This is a genomic window from Corallococcus praedator (assembly GCF_003612125.1).
Classification (GTDB): Bacteria; Myxococcota; Myxococcia; order Myxococcales; family Myxococcaceae; genus Corallococcus; species Corallococcus praedator.
Genome location: NZ_RAWI01000029.1, coordinates 22212 through 44606 on the forward strand (window position 1 = coordinate 22212; position 22395 = coordinate 44606).

The window sequence follows — 22395 nt, forward strand, 5'->3', positions numbered from 1 at the left end:
TGCCCACCTAGAAGACCGTGGTCTGCGCGAGGTGCTGGAAGCGCTGGACGATGGGGGACAGCCGCGCCGGGGACACCTCGCCCTCCGGTTCGAAGTAGTAGAGCTGGGTGAAGTCGTTCATCACCTGGAGCATCTCCCGCGAGCGCCGCGCCGCGCGGATTTCATAGCGTTTGAGCGCCGTCTCCAGGTCCGCGTCGCAGTGGCCCACCAGCGCCTGGGCCAGCATGAAGCCGTTCTCCAGCCCCAGCGTCAGCCCGTAGCCCAGGGTGGGCAGCATCGCGTGGATGCTGTCGCCCAGCATCACCACGCGGCCCCGGAACCACTGGCCCTCGCCCGTCAGCGCCTTGAGCTTGTGGGTGAGGATGTCCTCCTCCGGCGTCCGCGCCATCATCCGCAGCAGGTCCTCCGGCAGCGGCGCGAACAGCTCCAACAGGCCCTGCCTGTCCAGCAGGGGCTGGTTCTTGTGCTGGTAGGCGGCGAACCAGTAGCGCAGCGAGCTGGCCTTGCTGAGCGGATAGGTCACCACGCGCGAGTGGTGGGACGTGAAGATCTGACAGCGGTCGGAGTGCAAGAGGGGCGAGTCGAACGTCACCACGCCCCGGCTGGCCACGAGCCCCGTGTCATGCGGCTGGAGCCCCGGGTTGACGAACCCTCGCGTCGTGGAGGAGACGCCGTCCGCGCCCACGACCAGGTCGAAGTCGAAGCGGTGGCCGTTGGTGAAGGTGAGGCGCACCTGGTCGCCCAGGTTCTCCAGCTTCTCGCAACCCATGTCGTAGTGGATGTCGTCCTCCTCCAGGCTGTCCGCCAGCAGGCGGAACAGCTCCGTGCGAAGGAACATCATCGCGGGCGCGGGCAGGCCCAGCCCGTCCGGACGCACCGGCTGGCTGTGGATGAGCCGGCCGTGCTTGTCGTGCGTGTCCAGGAACTCGATGGGCTGGCCCCGGGAGAGGAACTTCCGGTCCTTGAGCACGAAGCGCAGCACCTGCATGGCCTGCGGCCACACGTAGATGCCCGTGCCCGAGTCCCGGGGTCCCTTGCCACGCTCGAAGACGACGCAGTCCACGCCCAGGCGCTTGAGCATGACGGCGCAGGCCAGGCCGTTGAGGCCCGCGCCGATGATGGCGACCCTCATGCCGCCTCCTCGCGGGCGCTCCACAGGGGCTGGGTGTTGGAGGAGCGCAGCGAGTAGCGGTTCTGCAACAGGCAGAGGCTGGTCAGCTCCATCAGCATCGGGTCCAACAGGCCCTGCTCATGGGCGCTCAACTGCGGCAGGCGGTTGAGCAGGTCGCGCACGCGGGCCGGGTCGAAGAAGGGCAGCGAGTCCAGCTCCGAGCCGTTCAGCACGTCGCGCACCAGCTGGTACAGCCGGCCCTTCTGCTGGAGCGTGGCCGGGGGCGCGCGGAAGTAGTGCTTCTTGCGCTTGTAGAGGGCGTCCGGCAGGTAGGACTTCATCGCCTCGCGGAACACGTACTTCTCCGTGGAGCCGCGCACCTTCATCCAGACGGGCATCTGGCAGGCCAGCTCCACGACGTGGTGGTCCAACAGGGGGACGCGGCCCTCGATGCTGTTGGCCATCTCCATGCGGTCGCCCAGCGTGGTGAGCACGAAGTTGGGCAGGTAGGACTTGGCCCACAGGTACATGGACTTGTGGACCGGGTCGCGGCCCTCCAGGTTGCGGTGGTCCAGGCGGTCGTAGAACTGGCGGTAGGGGTCCGTGCCCTCGAAGCGGTCGCGGAAGTCCTTGCGGTACAGGGCCTCCAGGGCCTTGAACCAGCCGGCCTGGTTGTCCAGCCAGGACACGCCGTGGCTGAGCTGCTCCACCATCCAGTGGATGTCCTGGGGCATGTCCGGCCGCTGGTAGCCGTTCTCGCTCTCCTGGATGCGCTGGCGCAGCTGGGTGACCACCTTCGGGTCCTGGCGCTCCGGGTTGTACAGGAGCATGTCGCGGCGGAAGTGCGGGTAGCCGGCGAACACTTCGTCGGCGCCCTCGCCGGTGAGGACGACCTTCATCCCGGCGTCGCGCACCGTCCGGCTCAGGATGTACTTGGCAACGCCGTGCGCGTTGAAGAACGGCGTCTCGTTGTGCCAGAGCGCCTGCTCGAAGTGATCCGCCAGGTCGTCCTGGGACACGGCCACCGTGTGGAAGCGCGCCCCGTTGTGCTCCGCGGCCAGCCGGGCGAAGCGGTTCTCGTCGTAGTCATCCATGTCCGTGAAGGACAGGTTGAACGCGTCCAGCGGCTGCCCGGACAGCTGCGTCGCCACGCCCAGCATGGCGGAGGAATCAATGCCGCCGCTCAGGTAGACGCCCATGGGCACGTCGGCGCGCAGGCGCAGGCTCACGGACTTCTCCACCGCGGCGCGCACGGCTTCGATCATGCCCTGCTCGTCGGACGGATCCGGCGCGTCCTGGCGGGCGAACTCCATGTCCCAGTAGCGGCCGTGGTGCAGCCCGCCGCTGTCCGCCATCACCCAGCAGCCCGGCTGCACGCTGCGCACGCCCTTGAAGAGGGTGTGGTCGCGCAGATAGAAGGCGCGGCTCGCGTAGGCGTCCTCGTCCCACTCTGCGGGGACCCCGGCGGCCAGCAGGGCCTTGATCTCCGACGCGAAGTACCAGGCGCCCCGGTGCTGGGCGTAGAACATCGGCTTGATGCCCATGCGGTCGCGCACGGCCAGCATCAGGCGGCGCTGGCGGTCGAACAGCAGGATGGCGAACTCGCCGCGCAGCTGCTTGAGGCCCGCGAGGCCCGAGCGGCGGTACAGGTGCAGGGCGATCTCACTGTCGGAGTCCGTCTTGAACTCACACCCGAGCGCCTGGAGCTCCCGGCGGATCCGCTCGTGGTCGTAGAGCTCGCCGTTGACCACCAGGGCCAGGTCACCCTGGTCCGCGACGATGGGCTGCTTGCCGTTGTCCAGACCGATGATGCTCAGGCGGACGTGCCCCAGCACCGCGCGGCCGGCCGGGTCATGCCACAGGCTGCGCTCGTCGGGTCCACGGTGGTGGATGGTGGTCAGCGCGGTGATGAGGGCCCGCTCGTCAAAGGACGAGGGAGTACGCTGGTAGACGCCAATGAATCCGCACATAGCAGGCTGCTTCCTTCGAGATAAAACGGGTCCGTCAGCGCCAGCGACGTGAGGGCCCCCAAGGCACCCACGACACGGCGAAGCACGTGGCGGTCCGTCCTGGAGACGCGTCCAGACCGGCCACGGTTTTCTGGCAATGGATTGGAGCCCGCTGGAAGGAAGAACGCGTGCGCTACCGAACGCCCCTCCAGAGGCGCCTCGTCAGGCGGTCGTCGAATGCATCCCCATACCGCTACAGTGTCTTCCCATCACTCCCCCTCTGAAACCACGACCCATGACGGGTCACGCCGGCGAACTGTTTCATCGCAACCGGCGGCGCGGGACATAGCATCAGAATAGCCAGAGCGATAGCTGAAATCTCGTATCAAGCAACTTAATCCGGTTAATTCAATGTAACTGGACTTGTTCCCCGCTCCTCTGGCGGACGCCCTGGGAAGAGCAGATTACGCCTGCCTTTGGGGCTCCACCGACAGCAGAGTTCGCCTGCCTTCGATGACGAGGGACCGCTGTATGCATTTACGGCAATAGCTGCCTGCCCCGGGCAAGGATTGCCGGCAGAGTTCGCCTGTCTTTCAGTGGCCCCTGGCGGGGCCGAGCGCCGCCTTGGAGCAATGACAAACACCCGTCCTGAGCACGCCAATGACTGGCGATGTCGCGGGCGGCGGCTCCGCGAGAGACGCGGGGAGGCTGTCGACACGGAACCGTCACCCCGGCCAGGCAGGGGCGCATTCGCCCAGGAAACGTGGCCGGAAGTGGCCTACATTCACCCCTCATGAGCTTCGCCGACAAGCTGCGCCCCTGGCTGCCCCTGCACGAGAACGGTGTCAGCCGCGCCGTGCACTTCGTGGGGGCCTACCTGTTCACCTTCTCCCTGCTCGTGCCCCTGTCCTGGGTGCACCTGCCGGTGCCCGGGCTGTCCCTCACGGCCGCGCACCTGCTGGTGCTCGCGGTGGTCCTCTACGCCGTGACGCTGGAGTGGACCGCGGGCCTGCTCATGGCCATCCCCCTGCTGCCCACGCTCGCGGCCGCCGAGGCGGTGTCGCGCCTTCCCACCGGGACCGCGGTGGGCGTGGCGGTGGGCGTGATGGTGGTGCGCTTCGCGCTGGTGGTGGGCGCGCACATCCTCTTCGAGAAGAAGACCCACGGGCTGTCCCTGGGCGGCCCGCTGCTCTTCTTCATCGAGCCCGTGTACCTCATCACCCTCGTGCTCTTCTCGATGGGCTTCAAGCGCGACCTGCGCGCCCGGGCGACCTCCGGAAGCGCCGGGGCCGCCGCCGCTCGCTGAGCATCCCCGCGCCGTCTCAGCGGTGCTGGAGGAGGAAGTGGGCCTCATCCCAGAGCAGCCCATGGCGTCGCAGGAGGTCTTCAATCCCCGTCCCCGCCGGGGGCGGATGGGCCAGGGCCTGGAACCCGAGCAGGTGCACGGTCCGGTCGGAGGCCGCTGACGCCAGGACCGTCCCGTCGGGCGAGAAGGCCAGGGCCGACAGGAAACCCTGCTGGCCCCCAACGCGGCCCATCAGCTCTCCGGATGGCAGGCCCCAGACCTTCACCTCCGCATCCAGGCCCCCCGAGGCCAGGAACCGCCCATCCGGTGACAGGGCCAGGGACAGGATGCCCGCCGTGCCCTCATCCAGCGTCTGCAACAACCGGCCCTGCACCGCGTCCCAGACCCGAAGGGGCTGCCGCATGCCCGCCGTCACCAACCGGTCGCCGGACGGCGTGAACGCCACCGCCCGGACCCGCTCCCCCGCTTCGAGTCGCAGCAGCGGCTGACGCGTGGCCACATCCCAGGTGCGCACGGTCTTGTCCGCTCCGCCCGAGGCGAGCCGATGCCCGGTGGCATCGAAGACCAGGGCCCAGAGCTTCCCCGTGTGCCCCTGGAGCCGTCCCACGGGCGTGCCCTCGGGCAGGGACCAGAGGTGAATGTCCGGGTCTCCCGCCGCGGCGAGCGTCTTCCCATCCGGGCTGAACGCCACCGCGCGCACGGAGCCGTTCACACCCGACAGGTCCAGCAGGGGTCGGCCCGAGCCGGCCTCCAACACCCGCACCCGTCCCTTCAACGTGCCCGCCGCGACCAGCCTCCGGTCCGGACTCACGGCCAGGGACCCCACGGCCTCCGTCCCTTCCGCGCTCGACGCGACGCTGCTCCAGTCCGCGAGGCGCCACCGTCGCAACCCATCTTCCGCGCCGGAGAGCAGCTCCTGCTCCTGGGAGAACGCCAGCGCCTCCACCCACACCTCATGTCCGCGCAGGAGCACGTCCAGCGGAGCACGCGGTCTGGACCAGACCTTCAAGACGCCCTCCATCCCGCCGGAAGCGAAGGTGTACCCGTCGGGAGACAACGCCACGCACATCACGAACCCACGGTGCGCATCCAGCCGCTCCAACAGGGCCCCGCCGCGCGCATCGACAAGTTGGACGCGCCCATCCCATCCCGCCTGGACGACGAGCGTGAACGCGGGGTCGATGGCCGCGGCCGACACATCCCCACTGTTTCGCAGGACGTTCACGAGCTGCCCCGACCGCGCATCCCAGAAGCGCAGGGCGTGGTCGGCCGCCGCGGTCATGATCCGCTGCCCGTCCAGGGAGAAAGCCCCCGACTCCACCTTCTCCTCGTGACCGATGAGGCGATGCGCTTCCTTGCGCGCCTCCAGGTCCCAGACCCGCGCGCTCCGGTCCATGCTCGTCGAGAGCAGCCGCTGGCCATCCGTGGAGAAGGCCACGGCAATCACATGCTCGTCATGTTCGAAGCGCAGGTGTTCGGCTCCGGTGGCCACGCTCCAGACGCGCACCGTCTTGTCCAGGCCTCCGGAGGCCAACCGCTCTCCCCCGGGTGAGAACGCCAGCCCCCGCACGACGTCCGTATGGCCTTGATACAGGGCCACCTGACGCCCCTGCCGCCAATCCCAGACGCGAATCTCCCCGGGCCTGCCGGCGGACGCCAGCCACCGGCCGTCCGGCGCGAAGGCCACGGCGTGCACCTCCGCCGTGTGGCCCTTGAGCTCCGCCAGCAATCCACCGTGCTCCACGTCCCAGAGCCGCACGACGGAGTCGTAGCCCGCGGAGGCCAGCACCCGCCCATCCGGCGAGAACGCCACGGCGAGGACGGAGCCTTCGAACGACTGCGTCCAGCGCAGCGTGGAGGCCCGGCCCGACGCCTGCCCTTGTCCCCACCGGGCCGCCAGTGAGTCCTGGGAGGCGCGGGCGATCGCGAAGGAGGCCGCCGCCACGCCCCATTGCCGGGACTCGGCGGCCGCTTCGCCCTTCGCCAGGTAGATGCGCGCGCGCAGGTCCCGCGCCACCGCGTCGTCCCGGTCCTCCGCGCGGGTGGGTTCGTGCGCCGCGCACGAAGCGAGCAGCAACGCCAGGACGCCCCACCGCGGCTTCAGGCACTTCAAGGACTGCTCCCCTCCGGAAGACATGGACGCGGAGCCTACGCGGACGGGCCCTTCCCATGAACGGTGGGCGACCAGACGAGCAGCCAGGGGAGGCGGTGCGATAGCTGGCGCGGCACCCCACCTTGTCCCTCCGCGCCGCGGCCACAGGTTTGGATCAATGGCGCGCTCAGCCCGTCAGGAGGAATCCATGCCCGACAAGCAGCCCCCCGACAAAGCCAGGAAGGACCCACGCGAGGACAAGCGTCCCTTGACCGTCCAGGGGGAGTTCATCCGCGAGGAGCCAGGCCCCGCACGCGCTTCCAAACAGACCCCGCCGGCCCAGGAGAAGAGCGCGGCGCAGCGGGGCAAGCCCCGGACGGGGAGGTAGAACGCGATGGCAGCCGCCACCCGGAAGACGCGGGGCCACAACATGCCCCGCAAGCGCGCCCCCACCCGGAAGAAGACCACCGCGTCCCATGCACCGAAGCAGGGACGCTGGTCCCAGGCGGTGACGGAGCACAGCGACGCGATGACGCTGGAGGATCGGGTCTTCACACTCTCCCCGAAGGAGATCGCACGCTCGGTGAAACGCTCCGCCGAACGCAGCACCCGGCGGAAGGCCTCACCGTTCCAGTCCGCCATGTCGATGCTCACGTTCTACGGAAACCGCGCGGGGCGGAATCTCCCGGCTTCCCGGAAGCGCGCGCTCCAGGAGGCCAAGGAGGAGCTGCGCAAGCTGTACCACCGGCCCTCCAAGTCCCCGTAGTCACAGGGACTTTCGCGGCGCGGACGGCAGGGCGGAAGCAAGCAGGCGAGCAGGACTCTCATCCTCGGAGAATCAAGCAACTCCCGGGGCATCCGGCGCGATAACCCATCGCAAAGGACCCCCTATGACCAAGATCAAGTCTCCGCCGGGATTCGTTTCAACGCCCAAGACCGCGCCGAAGAGCGCCACGACCGAGGGCAAGCCCGCTGGCGCGCCCGAGCTGAAGAAGGCCCCCAAGCGCGCGGGCGACAGCTTCGAGCAGACGAAGCCTGCCCCGAAGTCCGGCAAGGAGGGCTTCAAGGTCAATGACCGCGTCATCGTGAAGGTCATCGCGGACGAGCCCACCACCCCCGTCAAGGGCGAGAACACGGGCCTCAAGGTCAATGACCGCATCATCGTGAAGATCGTCGCGGACGAGCCCACCAACCCCGTCACGGGCGGCGGTGACATCGGCTTCAAGGGCAACATCGGCGGCAAGGGCGACTTCAAGGACATCGGCTTCCCGCACGGGCCCATCAAGGTCATCGCGGACGAGCCCACCACCCCCGTCACGGGCGGTGGGACGCCGGGCCTCATCGACGATCACATCGTGAAGATCGTCGCGGACGAGCCCACCAACCCCGTCACGGGCGGCGGGACGTCGGGTCTCATCGATGATCACATCGTGAAGATCGTCGCGGACGAGCCCACCAACCCCATCAAGGGTGGCACGGACTCCGGCCTGAAGATCGGTGACCACATCGTCAAGGTCATCGCGGACGAGCCCACCAACCCCATCAAGGGCGGCGGTGACGGCAGCATCAAGGACATCGATGACGGCGTCATCGTGAAGATCATCTCCGACGACCCCATCCGTGGCCCGTCCGAGCCTTCGTTCAAGCCGCCGAAGCTCGACATCAAGCCGCTGGACACCCAGGTGCTGAAGGTCCGCATGGACAGCCCGGTCTGAGCAGCCTCCTGGCGGAGTCACGGTCCCCATGGCGTCCATGAAGAAGGTCGTGATCATCGGCTCGCGGACGGATGACGCCACCCGCTTCGTCGCTGAAGCGGTGGAGCGCCGACGCGCGCGAGCCATCGTCGTGGAAACCGACAAGGTGCCCGACTCCGCCACGCTGAGCTGGGAGGACGGCGACGTGCTCTGGGACGGTGAATGTCTCAGCGACCTGCGCTCGTTCTACATCAAGGCCATCCGGCTCTCGCTCCCGGTCCCCGAGGCCGAAGCCCTGTCCGCGCGGAACTTCCCGCGCTGGCAGGAGCAGTACCTCGCGGAACGGGAGCGTCAGTCGCTGCTGCACTCCGTCCTGCGCTCGCTCAACAAGCGCGGGTGTTCCTTCATCAACCCGATGGAGGCGGTGGAGCTGCACTACCTGAAGCTCCACCAGCTGGCCCTGCTGCGGCGGCACAAGATCCCCGTGCCCGCGAGCCTGGGCACCGCCTCCGCGGACGCGGTGCGGGAGTTCGTCGCCCGCCACAAGGCCGTCATCTACAAGCCGCTGGGCGGCGGCGCGCTCGTGCAGAAGATTGGCGAAGCGGACCTCACCGAGGAGCGGATGGCGCTGCTCGTCAACTGCCCGGTCCTCTTCCAGCAGCAGATCCAGGGCGACGAGTTCCGCGCCTACGTGCTCGACGGCGAGCCCGTGGCGGCCTTCCGCATCCCCACCGAGGGTGTGGTGGACGCGCGGCAGAACCTGGACAAGGTGAAGCCCGGCCGCCTGCCCAAGGAGGCCTGGGAGCTGTGCATCCGCGGCGCGAAGGCGCTGGGCATGGTCTTCACGGCGGTGGACCTGCGCCGGACCCCCGAGGGCGAGTTCGTGGCCCTTGAATTCAACCCCACTCCCGCCATCTCCTTCTTCGATGATCCGCGCGACGGAAAAGTCATCACCCGACTCGCCAGCTACCTGGTCGCCAAGGCCTGAGCGCCCCAGCGGCTTCTTCGTCGCGCACTTCGCCGACAGCGTCTTCGGCCACGTCCGCGCGAAGCCGCCGAGCGCGTTCCCTGCGTCCGCGGCCGGGTGGTCCCCGCTCGCGGACGCATCCCCGAAGCTGCACGACGCCATCCGCCACGAGTTCATCTCCGGTGGACGGGTGCCGCACGTCTGCCTCCAGCGCATGCTCCTGCCCGAGCGCGCCGAGGCCATGCACCAGGCGCTCCGCGACGCCCGCTTCCAGCGCCACCACCACGGGCCCTATCCGCTGCACGTCGCGCCGCTGGCGCAGCAGGCGCCCGGCGTCCTGTCGGACTTCTGCGCGTGGCTCGCGAGCGAGGACGGCGCGGACTTCCACGCGGCGCTCGTGGGCTGGCCCCAGAAGCTGGAGACCCGGCAGGTCCAGGTGTCGCGCATGGACGTGGGCGAGCAGTTCCCGGAGCACCGGGACACGGACGAGGAAGGGCTCGCGGTCGTCTACAACTTCACCCGCCCCTGGGAACAGGGCTTCGGCGGGGTCCTCGCCTTCCCGCACCCGGACGGCGACCGGGACCTGATGCGCGTCCCGCCCATCTTCAACTCGGTGTTCATCTTCCGCGCCGTGAACGCCCCGCACCGCGTGACGGAGTGGATGCCCGCGGCGCAGGGCCATCAGCGCTACTCCATCACCGCCTTCATGCTCGCGAAGCGGTGAGCCCTCGCCTGGCCGCCCGCCCGCGCGCGAAGGCCTGGAGGCCGGCGCGCGTTGACGGTCTTGAACCTGGAGGAGACGCGCCATGGCACCGACAGGCCGGACGGAATCGCCCCCCTCGCCCAGACGGGCTTCAGGAGGACTGACCCGCGAAGGGCTCGCCGCGGTGTCCTCCGTGCTGCGCGGCCCTGTCGAACAGGGCGGGCTGCCCGGCCTCGTCTCGCTGGTGGCGCGAGGGGCTCAGGTCCACGTGGATGCGCTGGGCGTGCAGGACCTCCAGTCCGGCGTGCCCATGCGGCGCGACACCCTCTTCCGCATCGCGTCCATGGGCAAGCCCGTCACGGCCGTGGCCACGCTGATGCTCGTGGAGGACGGAAGGCTCCAGCTCGATGGCCCCGTCGACCGGTGGCTGCCGGAGCTGGCGAACCGCCGCGTCCTGCGCGCGCTCGACAGCCCGCTGGAGGACACCGTTCCGGCGCGCCGCCCCATCACGGTGCGGGACTTGCTCACGCTGCGGCTGGGAACGGGCGCGGTGATGGCGCCTCCGAACACCTACCCCATCCAGAAGGCGATGCAGGCGGAGCGGGTGGCTCCCGGCTTCGAGCCCATCCCCCACACGCCCGACGAATTCATGCGGCGTCTGGGCGCGCTGCCGCTCATCCATCACCCGGGAGAACGGTGGATGTATCACACCGGGTTCGAGGTCCTGGGCGTGCTGGTCGCACGCGCCTCCGGGATGGGCCTTGATGACTTCCTCTCCGAGCGCCTCTTCAAGCCCCTGGGCATGAACGACACCGCGTTCAGCGTGCCGCAGGAGAAGCTGGACCGGGTGTCGACCGCCTACCAGCGAGCCCCCGGCACCGGAGCGCTCACGGCCTGGGACAGCCCCCTGTCGGGCCTGTTGTCACATCCTCCCGCCTTCCTCGCGGGCGGCGGGCAGGGCGGCGGGCTGGTGTCGACCGCCGACGACTTCCTCACCTTCTGCCGGATGCTGCTGAACCAGGGCCGCCACGGTGCGACGCGCCTGCTGTCCCCCGAGAGCCTCCAGCAGATGCTGACGGATCAGATCCCCCCCGAGCAGAAGGCCGCCTCGCCCTTCTTCCCGGGCTTCTGGGACACCTCCGGCTGGGGCTTCGGCGGAAGCGTCACGACGCGGCCGGATGGCATCTCCCCCACGGCCGGTCGCTATGGCTGGGCCGGCGGCTTCGGCACCACGTTCTTCATCGACCCCGACCAGGACCTGGTCGCGCTGCTGCTCACCCAGCGGATCATGTCGGGCCCCGACGATGAGGCCTTCGCCGTGGCGTTCTCGAAGGCGGCGTACGCGGCGCTCGGTTAGAGCGCGGACGCGGGCGTCGCCGTGCCGGCCTGGGCGCTCTGGGAGGCCGCCTGCGTTCCGCTTCGCGCGGCGGCGTCCAGGTTCGCGAGCCCCTTCTCGAAGTCCTTGCCCAGCATCGTGTCCATGTTCACGACGAGCGAGAACGCCTTGCCCATCAGGGTGTTCTCCCCCTCCATGCGCCAGCTCACCCGGGTGCCGCCCTCGACGGGCGCGAGCGTGAAGACGGTCTGGTTCGTGGCGGCGAACGGCTTGAAGAACTCCAGCTTGAGGACGACGCGCTCCGAGGGCCGGCTCTCCACGAGGGTCATGCGCCCCGCGCCGGCCTTGCTTCCCCCTTCCCAGGTGTAGCTGGCGCCCTGCCCCGTGGCCGGCCCGTCGAAGGACTTGCTCAGGCCCGGCGCGAGTTCGAAGCGGTACGGCGACCACCCGTCGAACTGGCGCAGGTCGTTGATCATCGCGAAGACGACCTCCGGGGAGGCGTGGACCTGGGCGTGGCGCTCGACGCTGAAGCGGTCCGGGCGGGTGGCAATGAAGGTCCCCAGCGCGGCGAGGAGGATGAGGGCGGCGACGGCGAGCTTGATGGCCATGGGGACGGCTCCTGTTCCAGACGAAGGCGCCTCCCGGGTGCATCCCAGGAGGCTTCAGCTCCACGTCGAACGAGGGGCCGCGAATTCGACACGGCATTTCTGGCCCGGGAGGCCCACCCCGGCCTACCGCACCGTTGCGCCCGGTCCACCGGAAGCTTCGTCGCTCAGAACGTGACGGCCCAGCGGGTGAAGTTGTCGCTCTGGAAGCGGTGCAGGGGGTTGCCGGCCATGGTCAGCAGGATTGTTTCCGTCGAGTTCGACAGGACCGCGGTCACGGTGATGCTGTTCATGTTCCAGTTGTCCCCCGTGGAGAAGATGTTGGGCTGGCCGGAGGTGAACTGGACGGCGAACTCCAGCAGGCGGTCCACGTAGACGTCGCCCGGCACCGCGTAGGTCACGGTGTTCTCCGTGTAGTTGCCCCAGCCGACGTAGTTGTTCAGGTTGCCGCTGGCGGTCTGCTGGCTGCCCGTCAGGGACAGGTACTTGAGCTGGGCGACGGCGAGGCTCGCGGTGCGCAGGTCATCCCCGCCGGTGGTGATCTTCACGCGGATATAGGAGACGCGCAGGGACTCGTCGTAGGCGTGCGCGTCGCCCGGCGCCAGGGTGATGAAGGCCAGGGCGAAGGCGGCGACCAGCGTGGCGAAGGCGCGGCGGGACAGGGCACCCAGGGAATGGATTCCAGACATGGTGTGGCTTCTCTTTCGTGGGGTTCGGGGAATGGACAGACACCACACCCGCGCCTCCCGGAAGCGCGGGCTCACGAAGCACCCTGCCGGGAAGCCCTCGATGCGAACACTGCCAAACTTCTTGCACGGCCCCTGACGGGGGCGGCGACTCACGCATCGGTCAGCAGCAGCACCTCCACGCACGCGCCTCCTTCCGGCGGGTTGGTGGCGCGCAGGGAGCCCCCGCTCGCCTCCACAAGACCGCCCACCAGGAGCATGCCCAGCCCCGACCCGTCCCGCTTGGTCGTTCCCCCCAGGAGGCGCGCGCCCTCCAGCAGCCCCGCGTGGAAGCCCGGCCCGTCGTCGCTCACGCTCAGCAGCAGGTGCGCGGGGCTCGAGCCCGGCCGCACCCGCACCCGGACCGTCCGGGCTCCCTGCTGGCCGTCGCCCTCGCAGGCATTCACGAGCAGGTTGGTCACCACGTGGGCCAGGCCCCGCTCGCCTCCGACGATGCGGGCGCGCAGGGGCGAGGCCTGGGCCTCTGCTTCCACGAGGATGTGGACATGGGAGAAGCGCGCACGGACGACCTGCGCCGCGTGGTGCAGCGCGGCCCCCACGTCCACGCCTTCCGCCTCGTCGATCATCGCGAGTTCCCCCTGCGCACGGGACTTCACGCTGGACACGAAGTCCCCCAGTTCGCGCAGGTCCTGCACGATGGCCTGGGCGTAGCGCGAGGACGTGGGGCCGCCCGGGTCGCGGACCAGGAGCTCCGCGCGCAGCCGCGCCGAGGACAGCAACGTCCTCACGTCGTGGTGCTCGCGCAGCAGCAGGTCCAGGTTGCGGCGCGTCCTCTCCACGCGGGCGCTCTCGCGGCCCGCCCGCAGCACGATCCTCCGAGCGACGTCGCACGTCACGATGGACACCACCCCCGCGCTGCCGATGACGATGACGAGCAGCGCCACTTCCGACAGGCCGTAGGTGACGAAGCGGGCGTTGAGGTGGAGGTCCAGCGCGACCAGCCCCCCCAGCAGGAGCAACGTGGCGAGCGTGCCCGCCCACGCGGCCCGGGGCGACAGGCGCAGGGCGGTGATGAAGACGACCGAGACGGAGGCGGCCGGGTCGGGCATGCGCAGCAGGCCCGTGTACTGGGGGCCATGCCACGCCATCGTGGACAGCAGCGAGGCATGGGCGAACACCGCGTCCAGCACCGCGGAGGCGACCAGCAGCCAGGGGCCGAACAGGCGCCGCCGCGCCGCCCACCCCGAGCCCGCCGACACCGCCATGCAGATGCCCAGCACGGGCAACTCCACCAGCGCCGCCGGCACGCCGCCTTCCGCGTGGATGCCGCCCAGCAACAGGTAACGCACCAGGATGAGCCCGCAGAACACGATGCGGGCCACGCTCAACAACGCCTCACCATTGTTGGAGGCGTCCAACAGCACACGGTAGGCAATCTGTTCGGGAGAGGAAGGCTCGGAGCGTTCAGGCATACAGGGTAGGCTTCCCGGAGTGGGGCGGGCGCGACATCTGTTGCTGGTGGAGGACTCGAAACGTCTGGCTTCGGTGCTGGAGGACGCGCTGCGCTCCCGCGCCGAGCGCATCACCCACGTGACGACGCTCGCGGCGGCACGTCAGGTGTTGCGAGAACAGCCCCCGGATGCCGTGCTGCTGGATGTCAGTCTTCCGGATGGCACCAGCGACTCCCTGCTCGCGGATCTGCAAGCGGTTGAGCCCCTGCCGCACGTCATCGCCATCAGTGGCAACGCCACCGCCGAGCAGGCGTTCCGTCTGGCCTCCGGCGGCGTGCGGGCCTTCATTCCCAAACCCCTGGACCTGGCGCGACTGGAGGCGGTGTGGACGCAAACCCTGGCACGCCCCCCGGACCTGGTGCATGCGCTGCGGGCGAGCGCCGGGCAGGTGCCACTGCACCAGTTGGAGGGCGTCGTCCGGAACACGCTGGTGGATGAAGCGCTGGCGAAATCCCAGGGCAGCGTGCGCGGCGCGGCGAAGCTGCTGCGCATCTCGCGGCAGTTGCTTCAGCACATCCTCAATGGAAGGAAATGAGTCCACGGGCCTCGGGCGACGCGACGGGTGCACAGGCCTTGAGGCACACCGGGGTGACGGTCACTTCGTGGCGGGGCGCAGGGGCGCGAGCCGCGCCTTCTCCAGCTTCGCGACGACACCCACGCTGCGCCCCGCGAGGTTCGCGACGACGTACTGCACGGAGCTGCCCAGCACCTGCGCGCTCTCCGACAGGGTGAGGCCGTACTCCTGCTCCAGCCACTGCGTGAGGCCCTGCGTCGCGGAGCGCAGCGCGTCGTCCAGCGAGCCGCCCTGCCCCAGCGCCATCAGGTGCGTGGGGGACTCCACGCGAGGTGTCGAGGGAGGCGCCTTGCCGTGCACCACGTCCACGGTGAATTCGACCTCCATGGAGGTCTCCAGTGCGTACTGCGACGTTTCACCGTCGCCCTGCGCGGCGTGCGCGTCCCCCAGGTAGAGCAGCGCGCCGGGCTGGGACACGGGCAGGTAGACGGTGTTGCCCTCCACCACCTCGTTGAAGTCCATGTTGCCGCCGGAGCGGCCCGTGTCGCCGGTGGACGGGGACGCGGACCCGAACCCCGGCGCCACCGCCAGTCCTCCCAGCATGGGGCGCAGCGGGACGGTGAAGTGCTTCAAGCGCTCCGTCGGAGCCTCCGGGGTCGCGACGCCGCGCTCCAGGTCCAGCTTCCAGCGCACGGGCTTGCCCAGCTCCGTCGCCTTCGCGGCGAGCCCCGGCGTGAGGGCCCGGCCCACGATGCCGTCCAGGCTGTCGGCGAACGTCCGGTTCAATCGCAGACGTTTGAGCCGGATGACCAGCGTGTCGCCCGGGTTCGCGGTGGCGACGAAGAAGGGGCCCGTCTGAGGATTGCCGAAGAGCGCGCGCGTGACGCCGTGTTCGTCCATGCCGCCGGAGTCGAGCGTCGTCGTGCGCACGGTGTCCCCCGGCCACACCGTGAGGACCGGCTTGCGGTGGGCGGAGAACTCGTTGGACCAGGTGGTCGGCTTGAAGTCGTGCACGCGCGGCGGACCGGCGGGACGCGTGGGCAGCAGCCGGGCCGTGAAGGCATGCATCACGCGCGTCTTCGGGTTGTTGCTGTCCGGGTAGTCCGCGGTACCGCGCAGCGATTCCCCGCCCACCTTGCCGCTGAAGACATACGTCTGCTTGCGAGCGTCGGTGACGACGAAGCGGATGTCGTTGCCCACGCGCTCGCCCTCCAGCGCGTCACCGTCCAGCTCCCCGGTGAGGCGCTTGCCGGCGCGCTCCAGCGTGAGCAGCTGGTACGCGGGGTTGCCCCACAGGTCGGTCGTCACCCACCAGGACTCGGAGGCCGCGAGCACGGCCGTCGGCAGGCAGCAGAGGAGCAGGACGAAGAGTCGGAGCATGCGCGGAGTGTAGTCCGCGCCACGCTCAGCGCAGCCGCTGTCCGAAGGCGCGCAGCCGGTCGCGGGCCTTGAGCAGCTTCTCCCTGGGGATGGAGAACACCGCGCGCACGCGCTCGGGGTCCCCGCACCACGCCCCGCCGTTGAGCACCACGTGGGTGTGCTCGTAGACGATGCGGGGCAGGTTCTCCGGCGTGAGCTTCACCCCGTCCACGGTGCGGCCCAGCCAGGCCGTCATCCGGGGCGCGAGGAAGAGGCCGCCCGCCTCGGTGGCCTCCGCGCGGCCGTCGTCGGGCAGCGCTTCGGACAGCAGCTCGCGCTTCTCCGCCAGGTCGCGCCGTATCCTCGCCAGGAAGGCCCGGAGCGCCTTGTGCCGCGCCGGATAGAGCAGCTGTCCGTCCGGGCCCCTGGCATGGGCCGCGTACAGGTACGCCGCCGCGCGCGCGGTGGGCGCGTGCAGCACGCCCGGGGCGCTGTCGCGCAGCGCCGCCACCAGGGCCCGGTCCTTCGTCGCGAGCCAGCCCACGCGCAGGCCCCCCGCCGCGAACTCCTTGGACAGTCCGCCCAGGAGCACCGTGTGCGCGCCGATGCCGGGCACCGCGCCCTCCAGCGTCACCGGGCTGTGCACCGTCTCCGCCGTGGGGTTGGAGAGGTTCACCAGCCCGAAGATTTCGTCCGACACCCACAGGCAGCGCTGCTCCACCACGTACGTCGCCAGCGCCATCAGGTCCTCGTGGGAGAGGTAGTGGCCCGTGGGGTTCGCCGGCTGGGACACCACCACCGCGTCCGGTGCCCCGCCCCGCGCGCGGCGCGACAGCAGCGTGGCGAGCGGCCCCGACTCCACCTCACAGCCCGCCGCGAGGAACGTGGGCGCCAGCACGCCATAACAGGGCGTGACGAGGAACACGCGCGGCCCCCGGCCCAGCCGCTTGCGCAGCGCCACGCCCAGGTGGTGCATGAGGGGCCAGACGCCGGGGGCCACGACGACGTCCTCGGCGGTGTAGCGGGCGCCTCGCGTCTCCAGGAGGAAGGCCGCCACGGACTCGGCCAGGCCCGTCTGCGTGGCATCCGCGCGCGGGGCGACGCCCGCCGCGATGAGCCCTTCAATCAGGGGCAGCGGCAGCGGGCCTTCGTTCTCGCCGTAGTCCAGGCGCACAAGCTCCGGGTCGTCCTCGCGGAAGAAGCGGGGGGCGAACGCGGGCAGGGTGGAGAGCCGGGCGATGCGCTGGGCGCGGGGCAGCGGCACCTCGGGCGCGCGGGGCGGCGTGGGCGGCTTAGGCTCCGCGAAGGCCATGCGGAAGGCGAGCAGTTCGGAGAAGGTGCGCTCGTAGAACCACTCCGCGAAGACGCTGATGCGCGAGTACGTCACCTCCGCGGCCACCTCCAGGTCGGCGCGCAGCGGTTCGGGCACGGGCAACAGCAGCGTCAATTCCAGGTCCGGCCACACCGCGTTCTTGATGAACCCGTACAGGATGACCAGGTTGGGCGCCTGCGGGGCCCGCGCGAGGAACTCGAAGAGCGTGCGCGGCTCCACCTCGCCGGTGATGTTGAAGAAGGCGCTCTCATCCAACACCACCCAGATGCCGCGCCGCGCGGCCTCCGCCACGATGTCGCGCAGCACCGCGAGGTTCGTGCGCTCGCCCGGCTCCACCGTCAGCAGCACGGCCTTCACATCGAAGGCGGTGAGCAGGCGGCGGATCTCCCCCAGCGCGTTGTGCGTGACGACGGCACGCACGCCCGCCTTGTCCAGCGCGCGGGCGTAGAGCGGGTGCAGGCTGCGCGACACCAGCACCGTGTCGCCCGGGTCGCAGGTGGCGAGCAGCAGCGAATAGACGGCCTGCTCGCGCTCGGGCGCGACGAACAGGGAGTCCTCCGACAGGCGCAGCCCGAAGTGACGGTCCAGGTAGCGGGCCACCAGCCGGCGGAAGGAGGCGTCTCCCGCTTCGTGCGCATAGGGCAGGCGCGGCGACTGCGACATCCGCTCCGCGAGCGCCGTGACGAAGCCGAGCTGTTCGGCGGACGCGGTGCCCAGGTCCAGCTCCTCCTGGAGCGCCGCGATGCCCAGGGTGCGCAACGCCGAGCGCAGGGCCAGCGTTTCACGGGGCAGCGACAGGTGCGCTTCCCACACGGCCACTTCGTGCCAGATGGGATGGCCCGACTGGAGCCAGCCGAGCGCGGTCGCCGCGCGCAGGGGCTCCGGGCTGTGGGCCTCCATGAAGAACTCGAACTCCCGTCCGGTGCGCTGCTCCAGCGACACCAGGGGACGGATGTCCGTGTCCGCCGCCTGCATCACGCGGCGGGCCACGCGCACCCGGGTGGTGAAGCCGCGCCGGGTGAACATGCGCGCGATGATGGCGCGGCCCGGACGGCCCGCGAGGTTCAGCAACAGCCGTCCGCCGGCGTGGAGTCGCTCCGGAGCTTCGTCCAGGAGCCGTGCGATGAGGCCCAGGCCGAAGTGGTCCTCGTAGACGTTCTGGAGCGAGGTGTAGTTGGACAGGTCCAGCAGGGCCTGCTCATCCGCCTGCGCCAGCTCCGCCGGCAGCTCGTCACCGCGCAGCACCTGGGGGATGCAGCCGACGATGAAGTCCCAGTCGGGCTTCTGGGGCAGGCCGCGCAGCAGGTCGCTCTCCCCGAAGGACAGCCGCGACACGAGCTGTTCGTCGCCGTTGAGCCACGCGTTGCAGAGGCCCACGGCGGGAGCCTGGGGATTGAGGTCCAGGCCCCGGATGCGCGACAGGCCGGTGAACTTCGCCAGCGCGATGCAGATCCACCCGGAGCCCGCGCCCACCTCCACCAGGTGCTTGCCGGCGTACTCGTCCAGCGGGACCTTGAGCAGGCCCTCCAGGAAGGTGAAGGCCCAGGCCTCGGGCGCGAAGATGGACGGCGGGATGAGCAGCTCCAGCCGCTCCTGGGACGCACCCACGGCGACGACCACCGACGCGAGGCGCAGCGGTGCGCCCTCGGGTTTGTCGCGCGACAGCTCCGCCAACTCGCGCAGCTCCACCAGCGCGCGGGCCCGCGTCTCCGTTTGGCTCAGCGCTTCGGCGAGCGAGCGAAGCTGGAGGAAGGCTTCACGGGGAGACGCGGGATAGGTGGCCATGGCGCGCGCGACTGTCCGGGCCCGGGTGTCCCCTGTCAACGACGGTCGCGCGACGCGCCTCGTCATCGCGAGGCCGCCGCACGCGGCCACACACTTTCAGTCCTCGTCGCCCGCGGCATTCATCACCGGGCCATCCCTCCACATTGCGACGGTCGGCGCACGGGTGCGCGCGACTTCAGCCTTCCGAGGCGGCCGTCGGAAAGAAGAGGTCCGCCAGGCCCGGCTTGGAGCGGCGCAGCAGGTCCTCCAGCGTGTACTTGTCCAGCGTGGCCAGGAACGCGTCCCGGGCCTCCGCCAGCACGCCCTTGAGGCCGCAGGCCGGCGCGATGGGACAGGTGTTCTGCTCGCGGTTGAAGCACTCCACCAGGTGGAAGTCCGGTTCGGCTGCGCGCACCACCTTGCCCAGGCGGATGTCCCCCGTGGGCTTCGCCAGCAGCACGCCGCCGGAGCGCCCCGGCTTCACCTCCACCCAGCCCTGCTGTCCCAGGGTCTGCACCACGCGCACCAGGTGGTGCTTGGAGATGCCGTAGGCGTCCGCCATCTCCTGCGTGGACGAGGGCCTGTCTGGACGCGCGGCCAGGTACATGAGGACGCGCAGCGCGTAGTCGGCGTGAAGGGTCAGGTGCAAGGTCAGGCGGCTCCGGCGACACGCCCTGCTGGCGGTGTGCTCGGCAGGAAGGCATCCGCGTGGATGTCCTTCAGCGAGAACCCCGCCAGGAAGAGCTTCTTGCGCAGGGATAGCACCCCTTCGGCATTCCCGCAGAGGTAGGCCCGCCAGCCCGTGGGCCGCTTCGGCACGCGGGCGAGCACGAGCGCCTCCAGCGTCCCTTCCCGCACATCCCCTCCTCCGCCGGTCAGCACGGTGGGCCCGTAGTGGAGGTTCGGGTGCCACGTCGCCCATTGCCGCAGCCGCTCCACCAGGTACAGGCCGCCCGGCTCCCGCGCGCCGTGGAACAGGTGGATGGGCCCGGTGTGCCCGGCCTCCAGCGCGTCCCGCACAATCCCATACAGCGGCGCGAGCCCCGTGCCCGTGCCCGCCAGCAACAACGGCGCTTCCGGCTGTCCGGGCACGTAGAAGCAATCTCCCGCCGGGCCCTGCACCTCCACGCGCTCGCCGGGCCGCGCGTCGCGGGCCAGCCACTCACTCATGGCGCCCCCGGGGATGATCCGCACGTGGAGTTCCAGGGTGCTTTCGCGGGGCAGGCTCGCCAGCGAGTAGCTGCGTGCGAGCCCGTCCCCTCGCACCACCGTGATGTACTGCCCCGCCCGGTAGGACAGCGGGGACTCCGTCTCCAACCGCACCGACAGCACGTCCGGGGAAAGCGACTCCAACGCGACGATGCGCGCGGGGATCCGCAGCTCCCCGGCCCCCGCCACCTCCAGCGCCGCGCCGTCCGGCAGCCGGCACGCGCACGCGAGGAAGTAGTTGCGCGCCTGGAGCGTGTCCTTGAGCCCGACCTGCGCGGCCGCGGGCACGCTGCCCTCCACCGCGCGCATCAGACAGGACTGGCACGCGCCCGCCCTGCACGCGTGGGGCACGCTCACGCCCTGCCGCAGGAGGCCGTCCAGCACCGTCTCGCCGGACTCCAGCGGGTACCACGCGGCTTCGTGTTTCACCTTCGCCATGACGTGCCCCTTTCGCGCTTCAGCGGTTCAGCACATCCGCCCGAGCCCCCTCCGCGACCGCCATCACCTTCCCCACCAGCTCCGCGGACACGCCCAGCTCCTCCAGCGTCTCCTTCAGGTGTCCCGCCACGGCGTTGAAGTGCGTCTCGTTCAAGCCGCGCTGGACCAGCGGCCGGTGGCCCTCCCGCATGTCCTTGCCCGAGTAGTTCGCGGGGCCCCCGCACACCATCGTCAGGAACGCCTTCTGCTTCGCGGCCTGGCGCTCCATGTCCACGGTCTCGAAGAAGTGGCTGATGCGCTCGTCGCCCAGCACCTTCCGGTAGAAGAGCTCCACCGCAGCCGCCATCGCCGGTTCCCCGCCAATCTGCTCGTACACGCTCGACATGTCGCCGCTCCCTGCCCGGACCCGGGCCCTTAAAGATGCATTCAGAATGCATCTTTAAGGGCCGGCCCGTCAATGTCCCTGAAGCAGCAGGGCTGTTCGCACCGATTCGGTGGGACGACGCTCGGTTCCGACGTGTGGGGGGGAAGGCCTACGCCGCCCCGCTCACCGGCTGGGGCGGCAGTTGGAGCGTGGGCGCCACGATGCGCGCCAACTGCGGCATCCGCCCGTGCTTGCACTCCACCAGGAAGCCATGGAGCAGCTCCGCGGACAGGCCGTGCAACATCAGCCGGAAGCCCGCGCGCATCGTCGTCAGGGGCACCAGCGGGTGGCGGTTGTTCACCAGCGCCACCAGCCCCGGCGCCTGGAGCAGCGTTGCGACGTAGATGGCGATGGTCTCATCCAACTGCAACGAATTGCTCGCGCGCCAGAAGTCCCGGTCCGTCAGGAACAACTGATACATCGGCGTGAAGATCTCGATGGCCGACTGCAGGTCCAGGAAGTTCGTCCACCGGTTCGGCATCTCCTGGATGGGGAACTCGTCCGACACCCCACTGAAGTCCAGCTTCGCCGGCGGTGACAGCGTGCGCCCCTGGTCCCTCAACGCCCGGCTCAGCCGGATGACGAAGTTGTAGAGGTTCAGGTCGTGGTTCAGGAAGATCTCATCCTTGACGTGCACCAGCTCCGTCGGACAGATGGGATTCGTGGGCACGTTCAGCTCCGACGCGTTCCGGGCGATGAAGTCGAGGATCTCCGAGCCCACGTGGAAGTGCCGCAGGATGAGGTAGTTGGCCTCCGGGCTCACCCACGTCTTCAGCCCCCACGCCAGCAGCCGGTGCAGCAGCTTCGAGGACGTGAAGCGCCGGGGCACGAAGATCTTCAGGCACTGGAACAGGATGATGCACAGCCGCGCGAGGGGCCGGACCACCGGCAGCATGTACTGCCGCGCGCTCGAGCGCTGATCCACCAGCATCGCCGCCTTGGTGCGCTCGTGCATCGGCAGGCTGCGGTCCAGGAACAGCGCGACCCAGGGGTCCGGATCCTTCGGGTCGTGCGGTTCGCTGTTCAGCAGTTCGACGGGATCCATGGCTCACCGGGACAGGGGGACGGAAATGGGCCCCGACGGCGACGGTCGGTGCATGCGCGCTTCGATGTCCGCCGGAGCCGGAACGCGCAGGTCGCTGGCAAGCCCCAGCCGCTCGAACAATCGCAGCACGTGCCAGATGAAGTCGAACTGTCCCGGCAACAATCCGTGGCGCGCGCTCGACGGGAAGCTGTGGTGGTTCGCATGCCACCCCTCGCCCAGCGTGAACCACCCCATGAACACGCCGTTGCGCGCGTGATGCGCCTCCGCGTACGGACGCTCACCCCAGAGGTGCGCCACGCTGTCGATGGCGTCCCCCAGGTTGAAGATGACCACCAGCATGCCCCAGGCC

General features: G+C 69.9%; 19 protein-coding genes and 1 pseudogene. 7 read left to right on the forward strand and 13 right to left on the reverse strand.

Annotated features, from left to right (window positions below; translation table 11 throughout):
- Positions 1-7: 7 nt before the first annotated feature.
- Together D7Y13_RS06155 and asnB are read right to left on the reverse strand one after the other, a co-directional pair.
- Positions 8-1132: an FAD-dependent monooxygenase gene (locus D7Y13_RS06155; RefSeq protein ID WP_120532420.1), complete on the reverse strand. Its 1125-nt coding sequence runs from the start codon at positions 1130-1132 to the stop codon at positions 8-10.
- Positions 1129-3081 (reverse strand): asparagine synthase (glutamine-hydrolyzing), encoded by a 1953-nt coding sequence (gene asnB / locus D7Y13_RS06160; protein WP_120582987.1) that lies wholly within the window; start codon positions 3079-3081, stop codon positions 1129-1131. The genes D7Y13_RS06155 and asnB overlap by 4 nt, the downstream gene beginning before the upstream one ends.
- 772 nt (positions 3082-3853) lie before the next feature.
- On the opposite strand from asnB, the gene D7Y13_RS06165 reads away from it, so the two are divergent.
- Positions 3854-4366: an Mpo1-like protein gene (locus D7Y13_RS06165; RefSeq protein ID WP_120582986.1), complete on the forward strand. Its 513-nt coding sequence runs from the start codon at positions 3854-3856 to the stop codon at positions 4364-4366.
- 16 nt (positions 4367-4382) lie between these two features.
- Here the strand turns inward: D7Y13_RS06165 and D7Y13_RS06170 are convergent, their stop codons facing one another.
- Positions 4383-6479, reverse strand: coding sequence for a WD40 repeat domain-containing protein (locus D7Y13_RS06170; protein ID WP_233595398.1), 2097 nt, complete (start codon positions 6477-6479; stop codon positions 4383-4385).
- Positions 6480-6852: 373 nt separating this feature from the next.
- Here D7Y13_RS06170 and D7Y13_RS06180 point away from each other — a divergent pair, with 373 nt between their 5' ends.
- The 5 genes from D7Y13_RS06180 to D7Y13_RS06200 all read left to right on the forward strand — a co-directional run bounded on the left by D7Y13_RS06180 (position 6853) and on the right by D7Y13_RS06200 (position 11179).
- Positions 6853-7224, forward strand: coding sequence for a DUF3175 domain-containing protein (locus tag D7Y13_RS06180; RefSeq protein ID WP_233595397.1), 372 nt, complete (start codon positions 6853-6855; stop codon positions 7222-7224).
- A gap of 124 nt (positions 7225-7348) precedes the next feature.
- Positions 7349-8173, forward strand: a complete 825-nt coding sequence (locus tag D7Y13_RS06185) for a hypothetical protein (RefSeq protein WP_120532426.1) — start codon at positions 7349-7351, stop codon at positions 8171-8173.
- A 28-nt stretch (positions 8174-8201) separates the two neighbouring features.
- Positions 8202-9140, forward strand: a complete 939-nt coding sequence (locus D7Y13_RS06190; RefSeq protein WP_120582983.1) for an ATP-grasp domain-containing protein — start codon at positions 8202-8204, stop codon at positions 9138-9140.
- Positions 9079-9843 (forward strand): 2OG-Fe(II) oxygenase, encoded by a 765-nt coding sequence (locus tag D7Y13_RS06195; RefSeq protein WP_120582982.1) that lies wholly within the window; start codon positions 9079-9081, stop codon positions 9841-9843. Before D7Y13_RS06190 ends, D7Y13_RS06195 begins: the two co-directional genes overlap by 62 nt.
- 82 nt (positions 9844-9925) lie before the next feature.
- Entirely contained in the window at positions 9926-11179 is a 1254-nt protein-coding gene (locus tag D7Y13_RS06200; RefSeq protein WP_120582981.1) for a serine hydrolase domain-containing protein, read from the forward strand.
- On the opposite strand, the gene D7Y13_RS06205 is transcribed toward D7Y13_RS06200, so the two are convergent.
- The 3 genes from D7Y13_RS06205 to D7Y13_RS06215 form a co-directional block, all read right to left on the reverse strand.
- Positions 11176-11766, reverse strand: a complete 591-nt coding sequence (locus tag D7Y13_RS06205; protein WP_120582980.1) for an SRPBCC family protein — start codon at positions 11764-11766, stop codon at positions 11176-11178. The genes D7Y13_RS06200 and D7Y13_RS06205 overlap by 4 nt on opposite strands.
- Positions 11767-11930: 164 nt before the next feature.
- Entirely contained in the window at positions 11931-12452 is a 522-nt protein-coding gene (locus D7Y13_RS06210; RefSeq protein WP_120532431.1) for a hypothetical protein, read from the reverse strand.
- A 149-nt stretch (positions 12453-12601) separates the two neighbouring features.
- The gene (locus D7Y13_RS06215) at positions 12602-13921 is read right to left on the reverse strand and encodes a sensor histidine kinase (protein ID WP_120582979.1); all 1320 of its coding nucleotides are present in this window, start codon (positions 13919-13921) and stop codon (positions 12602-12604) included.
- 19 nt (positions 13922-13940) lie between these two features.
- Here D7Y13_RS06215 and D7Y13_RS06220 point away from each other — a divergent pair, with 19 nt between their 5' ends.
- Complete coding sequence (locus D7Y13_RS06220) at positions 13941-14495, forward strand: response regulator (protein WP_233595396.1); 555 nt, start codon at positions 13941-13943, stop codon at positions 14493-14495.
- A gap of 60 nt (positions 14496-14555) precedes the next feature.
- Here the strand turns inward: D7Y13_RS06220 and D7Y13_RS06225 are convergent, their stop codons facing one another.
- The 7 genes and pseudogenes from D7Y13_RS06225 to D7Y13_RS06255 all read right to left on the reverse strand — a co-directional run.
- Positions 14556-15854, reverse strand: a complete 1299-nt coding sequence (locus tag D7Y13_RS06225; protein ID WP_120582978.1) for an acetamidase/formamidase family protein — start codon at positions 15852-15854, stop codon at positions 14556-14558.
- 25 nt (positions 15855-15879) lie between these two features.
- Positions 15880-18951, reverse strand: a complete 3072-nt coding sequence (locus tag D7Y13_RS06230; RefSeq protein ID WP_120582977.1) for an aminotransferase class I/II-fold pyridoxal phosphate-dependent enzyme — start codon at positions 18949-18951, stop codon at positions 15880-15882.
- Between the two features lie 175 nt (positions 18952-19126).
- Positions 19127-19579, reverse strand: a complete 453-nt coding sequence (locus D7Y13_RS06235) for an RrF2 family transcriptional regulator (protein WP_120582976.1) — start codon at positions 19577-19579, stop codon at positions 19127-19129.
- 2 nt (positions 19580-19581) lie between these two features.
- Positions 19582-20577, reverse strand: a complete 996-nt coding sequence (locus D7Y13_RS06240; protein WP_120532437.1) for an FAD-binding oxidoreductase — start codon at positions 20575-20577, stop codon at positions 19582-19584.
- 19 nt (positions 20578-20596) lie between these two features.
- A complete protein-coding gene (locus D7Y13_RS06245) occupies positions 20597-20962 on the reverse strand; it encodes a group I truncated hemoglobin (RefSeq protein ID WP_120532438.1) in 366 nt (121 codons plus the stop codon).
- 148 nt (positions 20963-21110) lie between these two features.
- On the reverse strand, positions 21111-22046 hold the full coding sequence (locus D7Y13_RS06250) for a DUF6999 family protein (protein WP_120582975.1): 936 nt from the start codon (positions 22044-22046) through the stop codon (positions 21111-21113).
- A 3-nt stretch (positions 22047-22049) separates the two neighbouring features.
- Positions 22050-22395: pseudogene (locus tag D7Y13_RS06255) on the reverse strand (fatty acid desaturase); the annotation flags it as partial.

What these genes read in the sequence shown, in the direction of transcription:
- D7Y13_RS06155 (WP_120532420.1), bottom strand. Translation starts at nt 1,132, where the DNA reads ATGAGGGTCGCCATCATCGGCGCGGGCCTCAACGGCCTGGCCTGCGCC.
- D7Y13_RS06230 (WP_120582977.1), bottom strand. Translation starts at nt 18,951, where the DNA reads ATGGCCACCTATCCCGCGTCTCCCCGTGAAGCCTTCCTCCAGCTTCGC.
- D7Y13_RS06210 (WP_120532431.1), bottom strand. Translation starts at nt 12,452, where the DNA reads ATGTCTGGAATCCATTCCCTGGGTGCCCTGTCCCGCCGCGCCTTCGCC.
- D7Y13_RS06240 (WP_120532437.1), bottom strand. Translation starts at nt 20,577, where the DNA reads ATGGCGAAGGTGAAACACGAAGCCGCGTGGTACCCGCTGGAGTCCGGC.
- D7Y13_RS06195 (WP_120582982.1), top strand. Translation starts at nt 9,079, where the DNA reads ATGATCCGCGCGACGGAAAAGTCATCACCCGACTCGCCAGCTACCTGG.
- D7Y13_RS06180 (WP_233595397.1), top strand. Translation starts at nt 6,853, where the DNA reads ATGGCAGCCGCCACCCGGAAGACGCGGGGCCACAACATGCCCCGCAAG.
- D7Y13_RS06215 (WP_120582979.1), bottom strand. Translation starts at nt 13,921, where the DNA reads ATGCCTGAACGCTCCGAGCCTTCCTCTCCCGAACAGATTGCCTACCGT.
- D7Y13_RS06225 (WP_120582978.1), bottom strand. Translation starts at nt 15,854, where the DNA reads ATGCTCCGACTCTTCGTCCTGCTCCTCTGCTGCCTGCCGACGGCCGTG.
- D7Y13_RS06250 (WP_120582975.1), bottom strand. Translation starts at nt 22,046, where the DNA reads ATGGATCCCGTCGAACTGCTGAACAGCGAACCGCACGACCCGAAGGAT.
- D7Y13_RS06245 (WP_120532438.1), bottom strand. Translation starts at nt 20,962, where the DNA reads ATGTCGAGCGTGTACGAGCAGATTGGCGGGGAACCGGCGATGGCGGCT.
- D7Y13_RS06205 (WP_120582980.1), bottom strand. Translation starts at nt 11,766, where the DNA reads ATGGCCATCAAGCTCGCCGTCGCCGCCCTCATCCTCCTCGCCGCGCTG.
- D7Y13_RS06200 (WP_120582981.1), top strand. Translation starts at nt 9,926, where the DNA reads ATGGCACCGACAGGCCGGACGGAATCGCCCCCCTCGCCCAGACGGGCT.
- D7Y13_RS06185 (WP_120532426.1), top strand. Translation starts at nt 7,349, where the DNA reads ATGACCAAGATCAAGTCTCCGCCGGGATTCGTTTCAACGCCCAAGACC.
- asnB (WP_120582987.1), bottom strand. Translation starts at nt 3,081, where the DNA reads ATGTGCGGATTCATTGGCGTCTACCAGCGTACTCCCTCGTCCTTTGAC.
- D7Y13_RS06165 (WP_120582986.1), top strand. Translation starts at nt 3,854, where the DNA reads ATGAGCTTCGCCGACAAGCTGCGCCCCTGGCTGCCCCTGCACGAGAAC.
- D7Y13_RS06190 (WP_120582983.1), top strand. Translation starts at nt 8,202, where the DNA reads ATGGCGTCCATGAAGAAGGTCGTGATCATCGGCTCGCGGACGGATGAC.